The organism is Flexivirga aerilata (genome assembly GCF_013002715.1).
Classification (GTDB): domain Bacteria; phylum Actinomycetota; class Actinomycetes; order Actinomycetales; family Dermatophilaceae; genus Flexivirga; species Flexivirga aerilata.
Genome location: NZ_JABENB010000003.1, coordinates 413,300 through 432,464 on the forward strand (window position 1 = coordinate 413,300; position 19,165 = coordinate 432,464).

The 19,165-nt window shown below is 70.4% G+C and carries 16 protein-coding genes; 8 read left to right on the forward strand and 8 right to left on the reverse strand.

Annotated elements, in window-relative coordinates:
- The first annotated feature begins 17 nt into the window (after positions 1–17).
- The 4 genes from glgC to cphA all read left to right on the forward strand — a co-directional run bounded on the left by glgC (position 18) and on the right by cphA (position 6,306).
- Complete coding sequence (gene glgC / locus HJ588_RS17565) at positions 18–1,268, forward strand: glucose-1-phosphate adenylyltransferase (protein WP_171158032.1); 1,251 nt, start codon at positions 18–20, stop codon at positions 1,266–1,268.
- Entirely contained in the window at positions 1,265–2,518 is a 1,254-nt protein-coding gene (serB, locus tag HJ588_RS17570; protein ID WP_343036782.1) for a phosphoserine phosphatase SerB, read from the forward strand. The genes glgC and serB overlap by 4 nt, the downstream gene beginning before the upstream one ends.
- Positions 2,511–3,395 (forward strand): cyanophycinase, encoded by an 885-nt coding sequence (locus HJ588_RS17575; protein ID WP_171158035.1) that lies wholly within the window; start codon positions 2,511–2,513, stop codon positions 3,393–3,395. The genes serB and HJ588_RS17575 overlap by 8 nt, the downstream gene beginning before the upstream one ends.
- A gap of 106 nt (positions 3,396–3,501) precedes the next feature.
- Positions 3,502–6,306 (forward strand): cyanophycin synthetase, encoded by a 2,805-nt coding sequence (cphA, locus tag HJ588_RS17580; RefSeq protein WP_425483562.1) that lies wholly within the window; start codon positions 3,502–3,504, stop codon positions 6,304–6,306.
- Between the two features lie 118 nt (positions 6,307–6,424).
- Here the strand turns inward: cphA and HJ588_RS17585 are convergent, their stop codons facing one another.
- The 3 genes from HJ588_RS17585 to fabG are packed head-to-tail and all read right to left on the reverse strand — an operon-like array spanning position 6,425 to position 10,169.
- Positions 6,425–8,608 (reverse strand): tetratricopeptide repeat protein, encoded by a 2,184-nt coding sequence (locus tag HJ588_RS17585; protein WP_171158038.1) that lies wholly within the window; start codon positions 8,606–8,608, stop codon positions 6,425–6,427.
- Positions 8,609–8,629: 21 nt separating this feature from the next.
- The gene (fabI, locus tag HJ588_RS17590) at positions 8,630–9,397 is read right to left on the reverse strand and encodes an enoyl-ACP reductase FabI (RefSeq protein WP_343036783.1); all 768 of its coding nucleotides are present in this window, start codon (positions 9,395–9,397) and stop codon (positions 8,630–8,632) included.
- A gap of 55 nt (positions 9,398–9,452) precedes the next feature.
- Positions 9,453–10,169 carry a 3-oxoacyl-ACP reductase FabG gene (gene fabG, locus HJ588_RS17595; protein WP_171158041.1) on the reverse strand — a complete coding sequence of 239 codons (717 nt, stop codon included), beginning with the start codon at positions 10,167–10,169 and terminating at the stop codon, positions 9,453–9,455.
- 110 nt (positions 10,170–10,279) lie between these two features.
- Between fabG and HJ588_RS17600 the strand changes: the two genes are divergently transcribed.
- Positions 10,280–10,582: a DUF3099 domain-containing protein gene (locus HJ588_RS17600; RefSeq protein WP_343036784.1), complete on the forward strand. Its 303-nt coding sequence runs from the start codon at positions 10,280–10,282 to the stop codon at positions 10,580–10,582.
- A 29-nt stretch (positions 10,583–10,611) separates the two neighbouring features.
- A complete protein-coding gene (locus HJ588_RS17605) occupies positions 10,612–10,842 on the forward strand; it encodes a hypothetical protein (protein WP_171158043.1) in 231 nt (76 codons plus the stop codon).
- Between the two features lie 22 nt (positions 10,843–10,864).
- On the opposite strand, the gene moaA is transcribed toward HJ588_RS17605, so the two are convergent.
- Positions 10,865–11,917 (reverse strand): GTP 3',8-cyclase MoaA, encoded by a 1,053-nt coding sequence (gene moaA, locus HJ588_RS17610; RefSeq protein WP_171158063.1) that lies wholly within the window; start codon positions 11,915–11,917, stop codon positions 10,865–10,867.
- A gap of 33 nt (positions 11,918–11,950) precedes the next feature.
- Between moaA and HJ588_RS17615 the strand changes: the two genes are divergently transcribed.
- A complete protein-coding gene (locus tag HJ588_RS17615) occupies positions 11,951–12,751 on the forward strand; it encodes an SURF1 family cytochrome oxidase biogenesis protein (protein WP_171158065.1) in 801 nt (266 codons plus the stop codon).
- 36 nt (positions 12,752–12,787) lie between these two features.
- Here the strand turns inward: HJ588_RS17615 and HJ588_RS17620 are convergent, their stop codons facing one another.
- Genes HJ588_RS17620 through HJ588_RS17630 form a run of 3 tightly spaced genes read right to left on the reverse strand, consistent with a single transcriptional unit; the run spans position 12,788 to position 16,712 of the window.
- Entirely contained in the window at positions 12,788–13,543 is a 756-nt protein-coding gene (locus HJ588_RS17620) for an enoyl-CoA hydratase family protein (RefSeq protein ID WP_171158067.1), read from the reverse strand.
- A gap of 26 nt (positions 13,544–13,569) precedes the next feature.
- A complete protein-coding gene (locus HJ588_RS17625) occupies positions 13,570–15,438 on the reverse strand; it encodes an ABC transporter ATP-binding protein (RefSeq protein WP_171158068.1) in 1,869 nt (622 codons plus the stop codon).
- A 35-nt stretch (positions 15,439–15,473) separates the two neighbouring features.
- On the reverse strand, positions 15,474–16,712 hold the full coding sequence (locus HJ588_RS17630) for an MFS transporter (protein ID WP_171158070.1): 1,239 nt from the start codon (positions 16,710–16,712) through the stop codon (positions 15,474–15,476).
- A gap of 133 nt (positions 16,713–16,845) precedes the next feature.
- Between HJ588_RS17630 and HJ588_RS17635 the strand changes: the two genes are divergently transcribed.
- Positions 16,846–17,331: a CGNR zinc finger domain-containing protein gene (locus tag HJ588_RS17635; protein WP_343036785.1), complete on the forward strand. Its 486-nt coding sequence runs from the start codon at positions 16,846–16,848 to the stop codon at positions 17,329–17,331.
- A gap of 135 nt (positions 17,332–17,466) precedes the next feature.
- Here HJ588_RS17635 and HJ588_RS17640 read toward each other — a convergent pair whose 3' ends face one another.
- Positions 17,467–19,065 carry an ATP-binding cassette domain-containing protein gene (locus tag HJ588_RS17640; protein ID WP_171158074.1) on the reverse strand — a complete coding sequence of 533 codons (1,599 nt, stop codon included), beginning with the start codon at positions 19,063–19,065 and terminating at the stop codon, positions 17,467–17,469.
- Positions 19,066–19,165 lie beyond the last annotated feature (100 nt).

A 19,165-nucleotide genomic window follows, 5' to 3' on the forward strand; every position in this document is an offset into this window, starting at 1 on the left:
GGTCCTAAGTTATCCGTATGGCGCGACGTGGTGAACCTTCCGTTCTAGCGATCGTCCTCGCCGGCGGCGAGGGCAAACGACTGATGCCGCTCACGGCCGACCGGGCGAAACCGGCGGTGCCGTTCGGCGGCATCTACCGGCTGATCGACTTCGCGCTGTCCAACCTGGCCAACAGCGGCTTCCTGAAGATGGTCGTGCTGACGCAGTACAAATCGCACAGTCTCGACCGGCACGTGACCAAGACCTGGCGGATGTCGACGATGCTCGGCAACTATGTCGCGCCGGTGCCCGCGCAGCAGCGGATGGGCAAGCAGTGGTTCGCCGGGTCCGCGGACGCGATCTACCAGAGTCTCAACCTGATTCACGACGAGCGGCCGGACTACGTGGTGGTGGTCGGCGCCGACCACGTCTACCGGATGGACTTCGCCCAGATGCTCGACCAGCACATCGAGAGCGGCGCTCGGGCGAGCGTCGCCGCCATCCGGCAACCGATCGAGCTGGCCGACCAGTTCGGTGTCATCGAGCTGGGCGCCGGCGGTGACCGCAAGATCGCCGCCTTCCGCGAAAAGCCTTCCGACCCGGTGGGTTTGGCCGACGCCCCGCACGAAGTGCTCGCGTCGATGGGCAATTACGTCTTCGACACCGACGCGCTCGTCGAGGCGGTCACCGCAGACGCCGAGCACGACGGCAGCAAGCACGACATGGGCGGTGACATCATCCCCGCGTTCGTGCAGAGCGGGGACGCATACGCCTACGACTTCCGCGACAACGACATCCCCGGAGTCACCGAGCGCGACTTCGGCTACTGGCGCGACGTCGGCACCATCGACTCCTTCTACGACGCCCACATGGACCTGGTGTCGATCCACCCGATCTTCAACCTCTACAACTACGACTGGCCGATCCTGACCGACGCCAGCTCCTACCCGCCGGCGAAATTCGTGCACGGCGCCTCCGCCCGGCAGGGCATGGCGACCGGCTCGATGATCTCCTCCGGCACGATCGTCAGCGGGTCGGTGATCGCAGGCTCGGTCCTCGGGCCCAACGTGCGGGTGCACTCCTTCGCCCAGGTCGACGACTCGGTGCTGATGGACAACGTCGACATCGGCCGGCACTGCCGCATCCGCCGGGCGATCATCGACAAGGATGTGCACGTCCCGGCCGGTGCGAGCATCGGCCTGGACCCCGAGGAGGACCGGGCTCGCGGCTTCACCGTGACCGACTCCGGCATCACCGTCATCGGCAAGGGAACGGTCATCGAGGCGTGAATCACCCCGCACCACAGGCAATTTCACACAACGACACACTGCTGGTCACCCTGACCGGCGAGGACCGTCCGGGGGTCGCCGGCGCACTCCTCGCCGCCGCGGCGCAGACCGGCGCCGTCGTGCTGGACCTGGAGCAGGCGGTGGTCCGCGGGCGGCTGCTGCTCACCGCGCTGTTGCAGCCGTCCGCCGGCGCCGCCGACCGGCTGGCGGCCGACCTCGACGCGGTGGCGGAGGCTCACGGGCTGACGATCAGCCGGGATGCCGGCCAGGGTGACAACCCGGCCCGGCGCACCGGCCGCGCGTCGGTCGTCGTGATCGGCGCTCCGTTGCCGGCCACCGGCCTGGCGGCGCTCACCGCGGCGATCGGCGACCAGGGCGCCAACATCGACCGGGTACGACGACTCTCGCGCGACCCGGTCACCACCTTGGAGCTCGACCTGTCCGGGGCCGATGTGACGTCCCTGCGCCGGGAGCTGGCCCTGGTCGCGGCTGCCCACAATCTGGACGTCGCGGTCGCGCCCGGCGGCCTCGCCCGCCGCGGACGGCGGCTGCTCGTCATGGACGTCGACAGCACGCTGATCCAGGACGAGGTCATCGAGCTCCTGGCGGCGCACGCCGGACGCGAGGCCGAGGTGGCCGCGGTGACCGAACGGGCGATGCGTGGCGAGCTGGACTTCACCGAGAGCCTGCACGAACGCGTGCGGGCGCTCGCCGGCCTGGACGAGTCGGTCTTCGAGCACGTGCGCTCCGCCATACGCCTCACGCCGGGAGCACGCACCCTGGTGCGCACGGTCAAGCGGCTGGGCTTCACCGTCGCCGTGGTCTCCGGCGGCTTCCTCGAGATCGTCGGCCCGCTGGCCGCCGAACTCGGCATCGACCACGCCCACGCCAACCAGCTCGAGGTGCGGGACGGCAAGCTCACCGGGCGCGTCTCCGGCACCGTGGTCGATCGCGCCGAAAAGGCCCGCGCACTGCGCAAATTCGCCGAAGCCGAAGCGCTTCCGCTGTCCCGCACGGTGGCCGTGGGCGACGGCGCGAACGACCTCGACATGCTCGCCGCGGCCGGGCTCGGCGTGGCGTTCAACGCCAAGCCGGTCGTGCGCCAGCAGGCGGACGCCACCGTCAACGTGCCCTACCTCGACGCGGTGCTCTTCATGCTCGGCATCTCCCGCGACGAGGTCGAGGACGCCGACGATGCCGACGATGCGGCGGGCGCGCGGGACGGCTCACTAGACTCCTCCCATGTCTGAGGCGTCGCACCGGTCCCTGCTCGTCATCGGTGGGGCCGAGGACAAGGTCGGCCGGGTCACCATCCTGCGCCGCTTCGTCCGGCTCGCGGGCGGCCGCAAGGCGCGCATCGTCGTGATCCCGACCGCGTCGTCGGTCCCGGACGAGGTAGTGGACGTCTACTCCACGGTCTTCTCCCGGCTCGGCGCGCCGCAGATCGACGCGGTCAACCCGCGCACCCGGGTCGCGAGCAGCGATCAGGAGCTGCGGGACCTGGTCGACAACGCGACGGGCATCTTCCTCTCCGGCGGCAACCAGCTGAAGCTCAGTCAGCTGATCGTCGGCACGCCGCTCGGCGAGTCGATCCTCAAGGCCTACGAACGCGGCGCGGTGGTGGCCGGCACCTCGGCCGGCGCGTCGATCATGAGCCAGTTCATGATCTCGATGGGCGACGAGGGCGTGACGCCCCGACAGCGTTCGAGCCAGCTCACCGCCGGACTAGGTCTGCTGCCCGGCGTCATCGTCGATCAGCACTTCGACCAGCGGGCCCGCTACGGGCGGCTGCTGTCGCTGGTCGCGACCTCGCCGAGCCTGCTCGGGATGGGCATCGACGAGGACACCGCCGCCGAGATCACCGACGGCACCGAGCTGACCGTCGTCGGCTCCGGAGCGGTGTTCGTGGTGGACGCGCGCAACGCGGTCACCGACGCGCACGAAGCCCGCCGGGACGCGCCGCTGCTCGTGACCGGCGCCGTCGTACACACCCTGCCGTTCGGGGCGACCTTCGACCTGCCCACGGCGACCCTCACCGACTTCTCCGAGAAGTATGCCGATCTGGCCGTCTCGACCAGTCGGGACCGGCACGACGCGGCCACCGCCGCCGCGGCGTTGCGCCGTTGAGCCGGCGGCACCAGACTCGGGGGCTCCACCCACATTCCCTCTCCGCGAAGGACTGACGACCATTTCGACCAACTCCCCCACGCCGCCGGCTGACGCGCACCTGAAGGTGCTCCAGACCCGGGTCTACCGCGGCCCCAACGTGTGGTCCTACGACCAGGCCGTGCACCTGGTCGTCGACCTCGGTGCGCTCGAGGCGTTCCCGACCGACACGCTGCCCGGTTTCACCGACCGGCTGATCGAGTTGCTGCCGCGCATCGAGGAGCACACCTGCTCGCGCGGACACCGCGGCGGCTTCGTCGAGCGCATGCGGGAGGGAACCTGGCTGGGACACGTCGCCGAGCACGTGGCGCTGGAGCTGCAGCAGGAGGCCGGTCACGACCTGCGCCGCGGCAAGACCCGCGAGGACAAGAACCGGCCCGGCGTCTACAACGTCATCTTCGGCTTCTACGACGAGCGCGTCGGTCTCGCTGCAGGTGAGCTGGCAGTCCGCCTGGTCAACGAATTGGTCCACCCCACAGCCGATTTCGACTTCGACGCCGAGCGTGAGCGCTTCCTGCGACTGGCGGCGCGCACCGCGTTCGGGCCGTCGACCGCGGCGATCATCGAGGAGGCGGTGAGCCGCGACATACCCTGGACACGACTCAACCAGCACTCGCTAGTGCAGCTCGGGCAGGGCGTCCACGCACAGCGGATCCGGGCGACGATGACGTCCAACACCTCGGCCCTCGCGGTCGACATCGCCGGCGACAAGCACCTCACCGGCAACCTGCTCGGCTCGGCCGGGCTCCCGGTGCCGAAGGCCGAGACCGTGCGCACCGCGGACGACGCGGTCGCGGCTGCCCGGCGCATCGGCTACCCGGTCGTCGTCAAGCCGCTGGACGGCAATCACGGCCGAGGCGTGATCCTCGACCTGAAGTCGGATGACGAGGTGCGCGAGGCCTTCCCGCTGGCCGAGGAGCAGAGCCGCCGTGGGGTCGTGCAGGTCGAGTCCTTCATCACCGGCAAGGACTACCGGTGCCTCATCATCGGTGGGCGCATGGCGGCCATCGCCGAGCGGGTGCCGGCGCACGTGGTCGGCGACGGCGAGCACACCGTCGCCGAGCTGGTCGAGATCACCAACGCAGACCCCCGGCGCGGGGTCGGGCACGAGAAGGTGCTCACCCGCATCACCGTCGACGACGCCGCGATCGAGCTGGTCCGCGAGCAGGGTTATGCGATGGACGACGTGCCCGCCACGGGCGACATGGTGAAGCTGGCACTCACCGGCAACATGTCGACCGGCGGCATCTCGGTCGACCGCACCTTCGACGCACACCCGGACAACGTCGAAATCGCCGAAGAGGCAGCACAACTCATCGGTCTCGACATCGCCGGCATCGACTTCATCTGCCCCGACATCACCGCACCGGTCCGCGAGACCGGCGGCGCGATCTGCGAGGTCAACGCCGCACCCGGTTTCCGCATGCACACCCACCCGACGGTGGGCGAGCCGCAGTTCATCGCCAAGCCGGTGGTGGACCTGCTCTTTCCGCCCGGTTCGCCGTCGCGCGTGCCGATCGTCGCGGTGACCGGCACCAACGGCAAGACCACGACGTCGCGGATGCTCGCGCACATCATGAAGGGCCTCGGCCGCAAGGTCGGTATGACGTCCACCGACGGCATCGTCATCGACGAGCGCCTGGTGATCCGCGCCGACGCCTCGGGGCCGCGCTCGGCACGGATGGTTCTGCAGAACCCGCGGGTCGACTTCGCGGTGATGGAGGTCGCCCGCGGTGGCATCCTGCGCGAGGGCCTCGGCTACGACCGCAACGACATCGCCGTCGTCACCAACATCCAGACCGACCACCTCGGAATGCGCGGCATCGACACGCTCGAACAGCTGGCGGACGTCAAATCCGTTGTCGTCGAAGCGGTTCCGCGTGACGGCTTCGCAGTGCTCAACGCCGACGACCGGCTGGTGCGAGCCATGCGGCGCCGCTGCCGCGGCACGATCGTGTGGTTCTCCATGGAACCGCCGGGCAGCCCGGTGCGCGACTTCATCGAGGAGCGATGCCGTCGAGGAGCGCGTGCCGTCGTACTCGAACCGTCCGATCGCGGCGAGATGATCGTGCTCAAGCAGGGTCGGCGGTCGATGCCGCTCGCGTGGACCCACCTGCTGCCGTCGACGTTCGGCGGTGCCGCCCGGATGAACGTCGCCAACGCGCTGGCCGCCGCGGGCGCGGCGTTTGCGGCGGGTGCGCCGCTGCACGACATCCGGCAGGGTTTGCGCACCTTCGACACCACCTACTACCTGTCCCCCGGCCGGCTCAACCGGGTCGAGGTCAACCACGCCGAGGTGTTCGTCGACTACTGCCACAACCCGCCCGGCATGCGGATGCTCGGCGACTTCGTCGAGTCCTACGTCAAGGCCCGGCAGGGCGCGGCCGAGCACCGCATCTCCCGCATCGGCATGGTCGGCGCCGCGGGCGACCGGCGCGACGACGACATCCGCGAACTCGGAGCGATCGCGGCGCACCACTTCGACGTGCTCGTGCTGCGCGAGGACGCCAATCTGCGGCGCCGTGCCCCGGGCGAGTCGGCGAAGCTGCTCGAGGAGGGCGTGCGGGCGGCCATGGCCGACGGAGCGCGCTGCCGGCAGGTCGTCACCGTGCTCGACGAACTCGACGCGACACGGCACTCGGTGCGCATCGCCAACCCCGGCGACCTGGTGATGCTCTGCGTCGACCAGCACGCGGCGGTGCTCGCCGAGCTGGAGAGCTTCACGCATCAGGCCGCTGCCGGCGCGCGCACCGACGAGGACTGTCCGGGTGACCCCGACCTCGACCCGCAGCAGCTCACCTCCGAGGCCGCCGAGTCGTCGGCCGCCGAGGACGGCGAGTTGCGCGAGGTGCTCGACAGTCAGGAGGGCTGACCCGCGTGCGCGCCCCGCGACCGTTGCGACTTGTGCGCGCCCCGGCCGTCTTTCGCGTGCACAACCCGCGACTGTTGCGACTTCTGCACGCCCAGCCGCCCGCGCCCGCCCGCGCGACTCAGTCGATCGCGGCGGTGAAGCGAGTCAGCGAGTTGTGATAGCGCTGCACGTCGGCGTCGGTGCTGGTGGCCGCCAGATGCGTGGCGGCTGCGCGCAGTGCGTCGACGTCCCGCCCGAGGTCGTGCAGGGTGAGAGCACGGAAGAGCACGATCGCGGCGTTATCGGGATAGTCACTCACGAGCTCGTCGAGTATGGCGAGGGATTCGTCCAGCCGGCCCAGGTGCCTCAGGGTCGAGGCCTTCTGGATCAGCGCCCGGTGCCGGAACGGCTCGCGCAACCCCGCGGCCAGCGCCTCGTCATACCAGTCGAGCGCCGCGTCCTCCTCGCCCGCCGAGTCGTAGGTGCCGGCGAGTTCGTAGAGCACCCGGCCGTCGCCCGGGAAGCGCTCGTGCAACGCCTGTGCGGTGCGGATCCGCCGCTGCGCGTCGTCGTCCTGCCAGAGCTCGGTGAGCTCCTGCTCCGCCTCGTGCTCGCCACGCGCCCCGACCACCTTGCGCCGGATCGTCGCGGCGTCGTCGGCGGTCGCGCCGTGCTCGATCAGCCAGTCGTGCAGCATCGCCCGGTCGGAGTGCGTCATCAGCGCGACGACGTCGCCGTCGTGCGCGGTCTGCAACAGCTCCCGCAACCCGCTCGACTCGTCCGGCCACGACCCGAGCGGGGTCACGCCGACTCTCGAAAGGCCTTCTCGCAGAAACGATTCGAGGTTTTCCATCGTGCGCCCGCGCAGGTAGTGCTCCTTGTGCACGACGTGCACCCGGTCGGCCGCCAGCCCCGCCTGCTCCCCCATCGCGACGAGGATCTCGTCGGTGCGGTCGCCGCCGGTGCCGAGTCCGAGCAGCAGGGACGACCCTGGCTGACACAGCCCGCGCGCAACCCGCAGCAGAGCGTCGAGGCCGGCCTCGTTGTGCGCCATGTCCAGCACGACGGTGACCGACCCACCGGGGACCGGCACAGTGTAGATGTTCATCCGGCCGGGGTTGTGCCGGTGGTCGGGTGCGAAGGTGCGCAGGCCCTCGATCACCGACTCACGGGACAGCCCGGCACCGAGTCCGGCCGCCGCGCCGGCCAGCGCGTTGGCGATGTTGTGCTCCGAGAGCCCAGCGAGCGTCATCGGCACGTCGAGCAGGCTGACCAGCCGGTCCGGGGACTCCCCCGGACGCAGCACGGTGATGTCGCCGTCCAGCACGGTGATGCCGCGGCCGTGCGCGTCCAGCGACTCGCGCAGCGCCGGCGCATCGGCGAAAAGGCTGAAACACCAAGGCTTGGCGCTGGCCGACGTGCGCATGGCCCAGACCCGGGGGTCGTCGCCGTTGAGCACGGTCCAGCCACCCGGCTTGGTGACCTTGGTGATGATCGCCTTCACCTCGGCGAGCTGGTCGACGGTGTCGATGCCGTTCATCCCGAGGTGGTCGGCGCTGACGTTGGTCACCACGCTGACGTCGTTGACCGCGACGCCCAGGCCGCGCAGCAGCATGCCGCCGCGGGCGGTCTCGAGCACCCCGAACTCCACGCCGTCGGCGTCGAGGACGGTGCGCGCGCCGGCCGGTCCGGAGTAGTCGCCGCGCTCGATCAGATCGCCCTGCACCAGCACCCCGTCGGTCGAGCTCCAGCCGGTGCGCCGCCCGGCGGTCATCGCCAGGTGCGCGATGAGCCGCGTGGTCGTCGTCTTGCCGTTGGTGCCGGTCACCGCCACCACCGGGATGCGTGGCCGCACGGGTCGCAGCGCCTCGCCGGCCGGCTGCTCCAGCACAGCCGCCGCTGCGGCGCCCACCCGGTCGGTCGAGGGCTTCCCGGCGATGAGGTCGCAGAGCAGAGGTTCGAGCACGGCGCCGACGGCTTCGGCACGCCCGCGGTTGTTCAGCGCGAAGGCGACGACGATCTCGTCCGGGGCGCCTCCGGGACGCACCCGCACCCCCAGGCGCAACGCACCCGTCTCGCGCACCAGGAGCCGCACCGCCCGCTCCACCAGCCGCAGCACGAACCGGCGCCGGGCCTCCGTCCCGGCGTCGCCCGGGTCGCTGCGCCGCACGCCGAGCGAGCGGCCGAGGGCACGCAGTCGCTCACTGTCGCCGGACAGATAACCCGGGACCTCGACGGTGATCTTCGCCGCGGGACGGGTGAAGTAGAGATTGGGGCCTTCGAGGACCCGCACCTCGGTGACCGAGGCTGCGTTGCTGGCCATAGTCCAGATCGTAAGGGGCAGCTACTGACCCATCGCGTGCACGCCGCCGTCGACGTGGACGATCTCGCCCGTGGTCGCCGGGAACCAGTCGGACATGAGGGCCACACACGCCTGCGCGGCCGGCGTCGGGTCGGTGATGTCCCAGCCGAGCGGTGCCCGCTCGCCCCAGACCTCCTCGAACCGCTCGAAGCCGGGGATCGACTTGGCGGCCGTCGTGCGAATCGGGCCCGCAGCAACGAGATTGGAGCGGACGCCGTGCTCGCCGAGGTCGCGCGCGAGGTAGCGGTTGGTCGACTCGAACGCCGCCTTCGCCACCCCCATCCAGTCGTAGACCGGCCACGCAAACTTTGCGTCGAAGGTGAGACCGACCAGCGACGACCCCTTGGTCATGAGCGGAAGCGCAGCAACCGCAAGCGATTTCAGCGAGTATGCCGAAGCGTGCAGCGCGACCGCCGCATCCTCCCAACTGCCCTCCATGAAGTTGAAGGCACCGGGCGGCGCGAAACCGATCGAGTGCAGCACGCCGTCGAGCGAGTCGATGCCGGCGGCGCGCAGCCGGTCGGCGAGGCTGCCCAGGTGCTCGTCCTCGGTGACGTCGAGCTCGAAGAGCTCCGGGGTCTTCGGCAGTCGCTTGCTGATCGTCTGGGTGATCCGCATGACCCTGCCGAAGGACGTGATGACGACCTCGGCCCCCTGCTCCTGCGCGATCCGCGCGACATGGAAAGCGATGGACGACTCCATCGTGATGCCGGTGATCAACAGTCGTTTGCCCTCGACGATGCCTGCCACGTCGCCGTCTCCTCGTGTCGTTGTGCGGATGAAACGTATTGTGCTGCAGCGAATTTCAGTGACCCATGCCCAGGCCGCCGTCGACCGGGATCACCGCTCCACTGATGTATGACGCAGCGTCACTCGCGATGAAGTGCACGACCTGCGCGACCTCCGCCGCCTCTGCCATGCGGCCGGCCGGGACCGAGTCGACATAGGCCTTGCGCTGCTCCTCGGGAAGCTCCCGCGTCATGTCGGTGTCGATGAAGCCGGGCGCGACCACGTTGGCCGTGATCGAGCGCTTGCCCAGCTCGCGGGTGATCGAGCGCGCGAGGCCGACGAGACCGGCCTTCGACGCGCCGTAGTTTGCCTGCCCGGGCGCGCCCATCAGCCCGACAACGCTGGAAACAAAGATGATTCGTCCGCGCTTGAGGCGGATCATGCCCTTCGTGGCGCGGCGGGCGCAGCGGAACGCGCCCGTCAGGTTGGTCTCGACGACCGCGTCGAAGTCGTCGTCGGTCATCCGCATGAGCAGCGTGTCGTGGGTGATGCCGGCGTTGGCGACGACCACCTCGACCGGTCGTCCGAACTTCTCCTCGGCGGCCGCGAACGCCGCATCGACCGACGCGGTGTCGGTGACGTCGCACGCGACGACCGTGGCGCCCTCGGGGCCGCCTGATCCGCTCCGGGAGGTGACGACGACGTCGTCGCCCCCGGCCACGAACGCCTCCGCGATCGCTTTGCCGATGCCTCGGTTTCCTCCGGTCACCAGCACGGTGCGTGGCTGCGGCATGAAGACTTGTCTCCTTCGGTGAGGCGTGATCGGTCCGGCCTCAGAACCCTAGAGGACTACTACGCGGTAGCGCTCATGGGCGCCCGGCGCCGAGAGCCTAAGCTGGAGGGGTGGCCCGCCCCTCCGAGCAGCATCCCATCCAGTCGGCAACCAACCTGCCGCTGCCGGCCAAGCACGACCAGGACGTGCGGATGCGCAACTACGCGATCGCCATGGGCATCCGCACCCTGGCCTTCGTGCTGGCGTTCGTGCTCGACGGCTGGATCCGCTGGGTGCTGGTCGCGATGGCGGCCCTGCTGCCGGAGATCGCGGTGATCGGCGCCAACGCCGCCAACCAGAAGCGCAAGGTGGTGCGCGGCCGGCAGACGCCGAGCGACGCGCGCCGGCAGCTGCACGGCCCCGGCCCGCGGTGAGCCATCGATCAGCACCCGGTGATGCCCCGATGAGCCTGCCGCTGCCCGGCGCGCAGCCGGCCGCCCGGCAGTGCAGCGCCAAGGGGTGCCGTCGCGACGCGGCATACGCGATCCTCTGGCGCAACCCCAAGATCCACGACGAGGACCGCCGGAAGACCTGGCTCGCCTGCGAGGAGCACCGCGCGTCGCTGAGTGACTTCCTCAGCCTGCGCGCCTTCCCGATGGAGGTCGTGCCGATCGCGGAGGTGACCGGCGACTGACACGGGGATCGCCCGGGTGGTCCTACCCGCCGATCGACGACATCGGGCGGTCCGGCTGCCGGAACGTCGGCTCGCCGATCCCGTGCCCGCGCCGCTTGGCCAGCATCGTGCCGCGTATGACGGCAGCCAGCTCCTCGTCGCTCGCGCCGTCGCGCAACGGCGTCCGCAGGTCGCCCTCGTCGCGCGCGAAGAGGCAATTGCGCACCTGACCGTCGGCGGTGAGCCGCACCCGGTCGCACGCGGCGCAGAACGGCGCAGTGACGCTCGCGATGACGCCGACCGTGGCCGGTCCGCCGTCGACCAGGAACAACTCGGCGGGCGCGCTCCCCCGCGCCTCGTCGGGCAGCGGCGTCAGGGTGAAGCGTTCGCCGAGCCGCTCGTGCAGCTGCGCAGAGGTCAGCATCCGGTCGCGGTCCCAGGCGTGCTGGGCATCGAGCGGCATCTGCTCGATGAAACGCAGCTCGAGGCCGCGGTCCAGGCACCACTGCAGCAGGTCGGCCGGGTTGTCGCGGCCGGACTCGTCGTGCATCGCGACCGCGTTGATCTTGACCGGCGCGAGCCCCGCGTCCTGTGCCGCCTTGATGCCGCGCTCCACGTCGTGGAAACGGTCGCGCCGGGTGAGCTCGGCGAAGCGTGCCGGGTCGACGGTGTCGAGCGACACGTTGACCCGGGCCAGGCCTGCGTCGGCCAGGGGTGCGGCGAGCCGGTCCAGGCCGATGCCGTTAGTGGTCATCGCCATACGTGGCGCGTCGGGCAGTGCGGCGAGGCGGCGGACGACGTCGACCACGCCGCGTCGCAGCAGCGGCTCACCGCCGGTCAGCCGCACCGAACGCACGCCGAGCTCGGTGAAGATGCCGACCACCCGGACGAGTTCGTCGTCGGTCAGCATCTCCGGGCGCGGCATCCAGTCCAGGCCCTCCGCGGGCATGCAGTAGGTGCACCGCAGGTTGCAGCGGTCGGTCACCGACACCCGCAGGTCGGTCGCGACCCGGCCGAAGCTGTCCGGCAGGCCGGGTCCCGCTGCAGGTCCGGTTGCAGGTTCGGTTGCAGATCCGGATCGGTCGAGGTGGGTCATAGGGCTCCAGCCTACGGCGGGTAACGTCCTGGCGTGCTTCGTGTGCTGCTCACCCGCCGTTGGCTGACCTGGCTGCTGGTCGCGGTGGTCTGGGCGATCGCCTGCGTCTTCCTCGGCCGATGGCAATGGCACCGCTACGAGTCCAAGTCGCTGGCGCAGCATCAGGTGTCCGACAACTACAACGGCACACCCGTGTCGGTCGACTCGGTGCTGAAGACGCCGGACGCCACGCTGACGCAGGACGACAAGTGGACGCAGGTGCGCCTCGTCGGGCGGTATGACGACGGCAAGCGTCTCCTCGCGCGCAACCGGCCCAACAACAGCTACTACGGCTACGAGGTGCTGATCCCGTTCCGGCAGAACGACGGCAGCACCGTGCTGGTCGACCGCGGCTGGATCGACAACGGCCCGACGGCCGCGGCGCCGGCTTCGGTGCCCGCGACCCCGGGCGGCGAGGTCACGATCACCGGCTGGCTGCTGCCGGGCGAGAAGGCCGCCGCCAAACAGAGCGTGACCGGGCAGGTCTCGTCGATCAACCTGCCCGAGATCCGGCGCGTCACCGGCGACCCGATCCACACCGGCGGCTACGTGCTTATGCGCTCCGAAAAGACGGCCAACGGGGCGGTGCCGGCCAAACCCGCACCGCTGCCCAAACCCGACCCGGGCTCGTATGCCGGCATCAACCTCAGCTACGCGATCCAGTGGTGGGCCGCGGCGGTCTGCGGGTTCGGCTTCCTCTTCTACCGGATCCGGCGGGAGCACCTCGACGCCACCCGCGGCCCGCGGCCGCGCAAGCCGAAGAAGGTGCGCATCTGGGACGAGGAAGACGAGTAGGCCGGGTAGGACGAGCGGACCCGCGCGCGGCGGCCGCTACTTCTTCTTCTTCCGGTTGAGGAAGGCGATCATCGCCTCGCGCGCCTCGTCGGAGTTGAACAGGCTCGCCGACAGCTGCGCGAGGTCGTCGCCGCGTTCGTCGATGCCGGCGATCAGCGGCGCGTTGACCAGCTTCTTGCTCTCCCGCAGGCCCTGCGGGCTGCCCTTCAGCAGCTCCGCGGTGACGGTCTCCACCGTCGCGTCGAGCTGGTCGGCGGGCACCGCCTGGGAGATCAGCCCCATGGCCTCGGCGGCGGCCGCGTCGAAGGTCTCGGCGGTCAGGAAGGTGCGGGCGGCGGCCCGGCTGGTGAGGCGCGGCAGCGTGGTGAGCGAGATCGCCGCGGGCGCCAGCCCGAGCCGCGCCTCGGTGAAGGCGAACGTCACGGTGTCGGCGGAGATCACGATGTCGGCGGCGCCGACGATGCCGAGTCCGCCGGCGCGGACCGGGCCCTGAAGACGGACGACGACCGGGGTCGCGGCGGTAAGGATCATCCGCTGCAGGTCGATCAGCCCGCGCGCGCCGGTCGTCATACCGCCGGAGCTGGCCTCGGAGAGGTCGGCGCCGGAGCAGAAGACCGGGCCGGCCGCGGCCAGCACGATGGCGCGCACGGACTCGTCGCCGTCGGCCTGCTGGAAGGCGGCGACCAGCTCGGTCACCAGCTGGCTGCTGAGTGCGTTGCGGTTGTGCGGGCTGTCGAGGGTGATGGTGGCGATGCCGTCGCCGACCTGCAGGTGCACGAGTTCGGTCGTCATGTGAGCAAGGTAACGCCCGCCCGCGGTCAGCGCCCGACCGGTGCGTCCCGGAACTGCGTGCGGTAGAGGTCGGCGTAGAGGCCGCCCGCGGCGAGGAGTTCGTCGTGCGTGCCGCGCTGCACGATCCGGCCGCGGTCGACGACCAGGATCTGGTCGGCGTCGCGCACCGTCGACAGGCGGTGCGCGATGACGATCGAGGTGCGTCCGGCGAGCGCGCCGTCGAGGGCGCGTTGCACGGCGACCTCGGACTCGCTGTCGAGGTGGGCGGTGGCCTCGTCGAGGACGACCACCGACGGGGCCTTGAGCAGCAGCCGCGCGATGGCGAGGCGCTGCTTCTCACCTCCGGAGAGCCGGTGGCCACGGTCCCCGACCATCGTGTCCAACCCGTGCGGCAGTCGCTGGACCAGCTCCCAGACGTGCGCGTCGCGCAGCGCTTGCTCGAGCTGTGCGTCGGTCGCGTCCGGCGCGGCATACAGCAGGTTGGCGCGGATGGTGTCGTGGAAGAGATGCGCCTCCTGGGTGACGACGCCGATGCGGTCGCGCACCGAGTCGAGCGTCGCGTCCCGCAGGTCGAGACCACCGACCCGGACCGCGCCGCTGGTCGGGTCGTAGAGCCGCGAGACCAGCCCGATCGTGGTGGTCTTGCCGGCTCCGGACGGTCCGACGAGCGCGATCAGCTGGCCCGGGTGCGCCTCGAACGACACGTCGTGCAGCACGGTCTGCCCGTCTCCCCGGTCGGCGCTCAGCACGGTCTGCAACGAGTCGATCGAGACCTGATCGGCCGTGGGATAACGGAAGGTGACGTCGTCGAAGCTGACGCCGAGCGGGCCGGCCGGCAGCGGCCGCGCATCGGGGGCCTGCGCGATCAGCGGCTGCAGGTCGAGGATCTCGAAGACCCGCTCGAAGCTGACCAGGGCGGTCATCACGTCGACGCGCACGCTCGACAGCTGGGTGAGCGGGGCGTAGAGCCGGCCGAGCAGCGCGGCGAGCGCGAGCAGCGTGCCGACGGTCAGCGCGCCATGCACCGCCATGACGCCGCCGATGCCGTAGACGACCGCGGTCGCCAGTGACGCGAGCAGGGTGAGGCCGACCAGGAAGATCGCCCGCTGGACGGCGATGCTGATGCCGAAATCCCTTACCTTCGAGGCACGTTCGGCATACTCGCGGTCTTCTTGGTCGGGGCGCCCGAAGAGCTTGACGAGCAGGGCGCCGGCGACGTTGAAGCGCTCCGTCATACGTGCACCGAGGTCGGCGTTCTCGATCATCTGCCCACGGCTGAGGCCGGCGAGCCGCCGGCCGAGGATGCGCGTCGGGATGAGGAAGAGCGGCACGAGCAGCAACGCCGCCAGGGTGATCGGCCACGAGAGCGCGAGCATCGCGACGACGATGACCAGCACGCTCACCAGGTTGGAGACCACGTTGGACATCACCGAGGTGAACGCCTGCTGCGCTCCGATCACGTCGGAGTTGAGGCGGGTCACCAGCGCGCCGGTCTGCGCCCGGGTGAAGAACGCGATCGGCTGGCGCAGCACGTGCCCGAACACCTCGCGGCGCAGGTCGTAGATCAGCCCCTCGCCGATCGTTGCCGACAGCCAGCGCTCGACGACGCCGAGACCCGCGTCGATCACCGCGACCACCCCGGCGAGCACCGCGAGCCACACCACCAGGCGGGTGTCCTTGTCACCGACACCCCGGTCGACGATCTCCTTGAGGATCAACGGAGTTGCGATCACCAGCAGCGCGTCGAAGACGACCATCGCGAGGAAGACCCCGATCGGCTTGCGGTAGGGACGCGCATAACGCAGCACGCGCTTGGTGGTGCCGGGCTTCAGCTTCGCCGACGCGTCGGACTCCTGGCTGAGTGACCGCAGCATCTGCCAGCCCTGCATGCTCATCGTGCGGTGACGCTCCTTCTCGGTGGGGACCCTGGTCAGGCGTCAGCAGCAACAACGCTGCTGCCGGTTGTATGCCGGGAGCCGCGCACCACCCGCGTCACCCGAAACTGGACGCCGGCGAGCGCGAGGCTCACCACAGCCGCGCCGAGCCAGAGGACTCGCCCGTCGTGCCAGCTCAGGGTGGCACCGATGACCAGCGGCGCGACGGTGGTGGCGACTCCCCAGCTGAGCCCGAAGACGGCCAGGTAACGGCCCGATCCGCCGGGTGGCGCGAGGGCCGACACGGTCGCATAGAGGTGGCCCATCAGCAAGACGTCGGCAACTGCGGAAACTGCCGCAGCGCTCAAGAAGAGCATCGGCTGCTGTGCGAAACCCACCAGGATCAGCGCACCTGCGAGGAGCAGGTAACCGAGCACCAAGGCACGAACTCCGTTGTCGGCGTTCAGTTTCGGGCGCCTCAGAAGCGGTTGCGCGAGCACTGCCGCCACGGCGCCGACGACCGTGCCGGCACCGATCACCCAGAGCCCTACCTGTCGCGAAGCGATCGTGAGCGGCTGGCCGAAGATCGCGGTCATGTAGACGGTGGTGAACACCGTGCCTGTCAGTGACACGATCATGAGCCGCCGGTCTCGCCAGGGCGCAAGCCGGACTGCCACATCGGCAGGGCGACGGTGACCCGACGGCAGGAAAGCTCGCACCACGACCGCGCACGCGACACAGGTGATCGCGTCGATCGCGAACAACACCCGCAGGTCCCAGCCGGCGACGAGCGCCGCCATACCTCCGGCGAGGACTGCGGCGAGCGTCATCGAGACGAAGAGCAGACCGAAGACGGCGGGCCGGGTGCGGTCGTCGCTCACGTCGGCGACCATGGCCTGGGTCGCCGGTTCGATGAGTTCGTAGGCCAGTCCGAGACCGACTGCGGCGACCGCGGCCACCGGCACCGTGCCAGCGGCGACGAGGACCGTTTGCGCCGCGGCACAACCGATCAGCCCGAGCAGGATCGTCGGACGTGCGCCGATGCGGTCCAGCAGCCAGCCGCCGAGCAGTCGCGACGGGATCGTCGCCAGGCCGAACGCGGCGACCACGACCCCGGCCGTGCGCACCGATGCGTGCAACGACTCGGTGAGCAGGACCGCCAGGAAGGCCATCGAGAAGCCGCCGACCCGGTTGACCATCCGCGCGATCAGCAGGGCGCGCAGCGGCGTCGGCAACATCCGCCACGTGGCTGCCAGGCCTCCGGCGTAACTGTCGTCTACACTCTTGCCAGTCACAATCGGGACGCTAGCGAGGGTGGAGGTGACTGGTCAAGTGCTATTCGACAGTCATGTCGAGCGGCTTCTCACAGCGGGGGTCCGACTGACGAACACGCTCACGCCCGGGTTGGACGGGGGTCGGGAGGTGGTGGTGCCGTCTGGCCGCGCGCGGTCGGACGCGGTCGCGCAGGCGCTCACCTTCGATCGCCGACCCACCGTGTCCAGCGCCGACGCGACATTGCTGCTCGAGGTGACGCCGTCGGTACGAGCGGTCTTCGAGGCCGCCGACGCGGGTGACTTCGCGCGAGCCGCTCGTCATACCAACGCGTTGCTCAGGTCCACCGGCGCCAGGCCGCAACTGAACGAGAGCGCCGACGGCACGTGGCACCTGCACTTCCACGGCCCCGACGACCGCTTCGGGCCGGGCTGGGCGGCTGGACTCGCCGCCGGGCTCACGATGGCGCTCGGCGTCGACGAGATCGGCCGACTCGGCGTGTGCGCCGCCGACCGGTGCGACCGGGTGTATGTCGACACCTCCCGCAACGGCGGCCGGCAGTTCTGCTCCACGCGCTGCCAGAACCGGATGAAGGCCGCCGCGCACCGTGCGCGACGGGCGGGGTCGGGCCGCAGCGAATAGCCGGCGCGACCGCCGCGTGCGCACCCCGCGACCGTCGCGACTTCTGCACGCCCAACGCCGGTTCCGCGTGCACACCCCGCAACCGTCGCGACTTGTGCACGCCTTCGCCCAGATTCGGGCGACACCCACCCGCACTCAGGCGAGCTCGACCAGGTCGGCGTAGTCCGGACCCCAGAGGTCCTCGACGCCGTCGGGCAGCAGCAGCACCCGCTCCGGCTCGAGCGCGTCCACCGCGCCGGCGTCGTGGGTGACGAGGACCACGGCGCCCTCGAAGCCGCGCAGCGCCGCGAGGATCTCCTCGCGCGACGCCGGGTCGAGGTTGTTGGTCGGCTCGTCGAGCAGGAGCACATTCGCCGCCGAAACCACAAGCAGCGCAAGGGAAAGCCGGGTTTTCTCCCCGCCCGACAGCACCCGGGCGGGCTTGTCCACGTCGTCCCCGCTGAAGAGGAACGACCCCAGCACCTTGCGAGTGTCGGTCTCCCCCAGGTCCGGCGCCGCCGACTTCATGTTGTCCAGCACGGACCGGTCCAGGTCGAGGTTCTCGTGCTCCTGTGCGTAGTAGCCGAGCTTCAGTCCATGACCGGGTATGACGGCGCCGGTGTCCGGGTCGTCGATCCCGGCAAGGATGCGCAGCAGCGTCGTCTTGCCGGCGCCGTTGAGGCCGAGCACGACGACCTTGGAGCCGCGGTCGATCGCCAGGTCGACGTCGGTGAAGATCTCGAGCGACCCGTAGGACCGCGACAGCCCCTCGGCGGTGAGCGGGGTCTTGCCCGAGGCGGCCGGCGTCGGGAAGCGCAGCTTGGCCACCCGGTCCTGCTGGCGACCGCCCTCGGCACCGTCGAGCATGCGCTCGGCGCGGCGGATCATGTTCTGGGCGGCGGTGGCCTTGGTCGCCTTGTAGCGCATCTTCTCGGCCTGGGCGAGCAGCGCGGATGCCTTCTTCTCGGCGTTCTGCCGCTCCCGGCGCCGGCGCCGCTCGTCGGTCTCGCGCTGCTGCAGGTAGGCCTTCCAGCCGACGTTGTAGAGGTCGAGTTCGCCGCGGTTGGCGTCGAGGTGGAACACCCGGGTGACGACGGTGTCCAGCATCTCCACGTCGTGGCTGATGATGATCAGCCCACCGGAATAGGTCTTGAGGTAGTCGCGCAACCAGACGATCGAGTCGGCGTCCAGGTGGTTGGTCGGCTCGTCGAGCAGCAGGGTCTCGGCGCCGGAGAAGAGGATGCGGGCCAGCTCGACCCGCCGGCGCTGACCACCGGAGAGGGTCTGCAGCGGCTGGTCGAGGATGCGTGCCGGCAGGCCGAGCGAGGACGCGAGCGAGGCTGCCTCGGACTCTGCGGCATACCCGCCCTTGCCGAGGAACTCCGCGTCCAGCCGGGCGTAACGGCGCATCGCGCGCTCCCGGCGCTCGTCGTCCTCGTCCGCCATCGCGGTCTCGGCGGCGCGCAGGTCGCGGATCACGACGTCGAGTCCACGAGCCGACAGGATCCGGTCCCGCGCGATCATCGACAGGTCCCCGGTGCGCGGGTCCTGCGGCAGGTAGCCGACCTCGCCCGACGCGGTCACCGTGCCCGCGGCCGGTTGTCCCTCACCGGCGAGCACCTTGGTGAGCGTGGTCTTGCCCGCTCCGTTGCGTCCGACCAGTCCGACCCGGTCCCCGGGCGCCACCCGGAAGGTCGCGTTCTCCAGCAGGATGCGTGACCCCGCGCGCAGTTCGATCCCCTGTGCGGTGATCACTACCTCATCCTTCCCGACGGTGTCCCGGCGCGTCCGGGCATGCAACGGCGCCCGCCGCTGCCGTCATACGACACGCGGATCAGGCGCCTCAGGCTCTCGA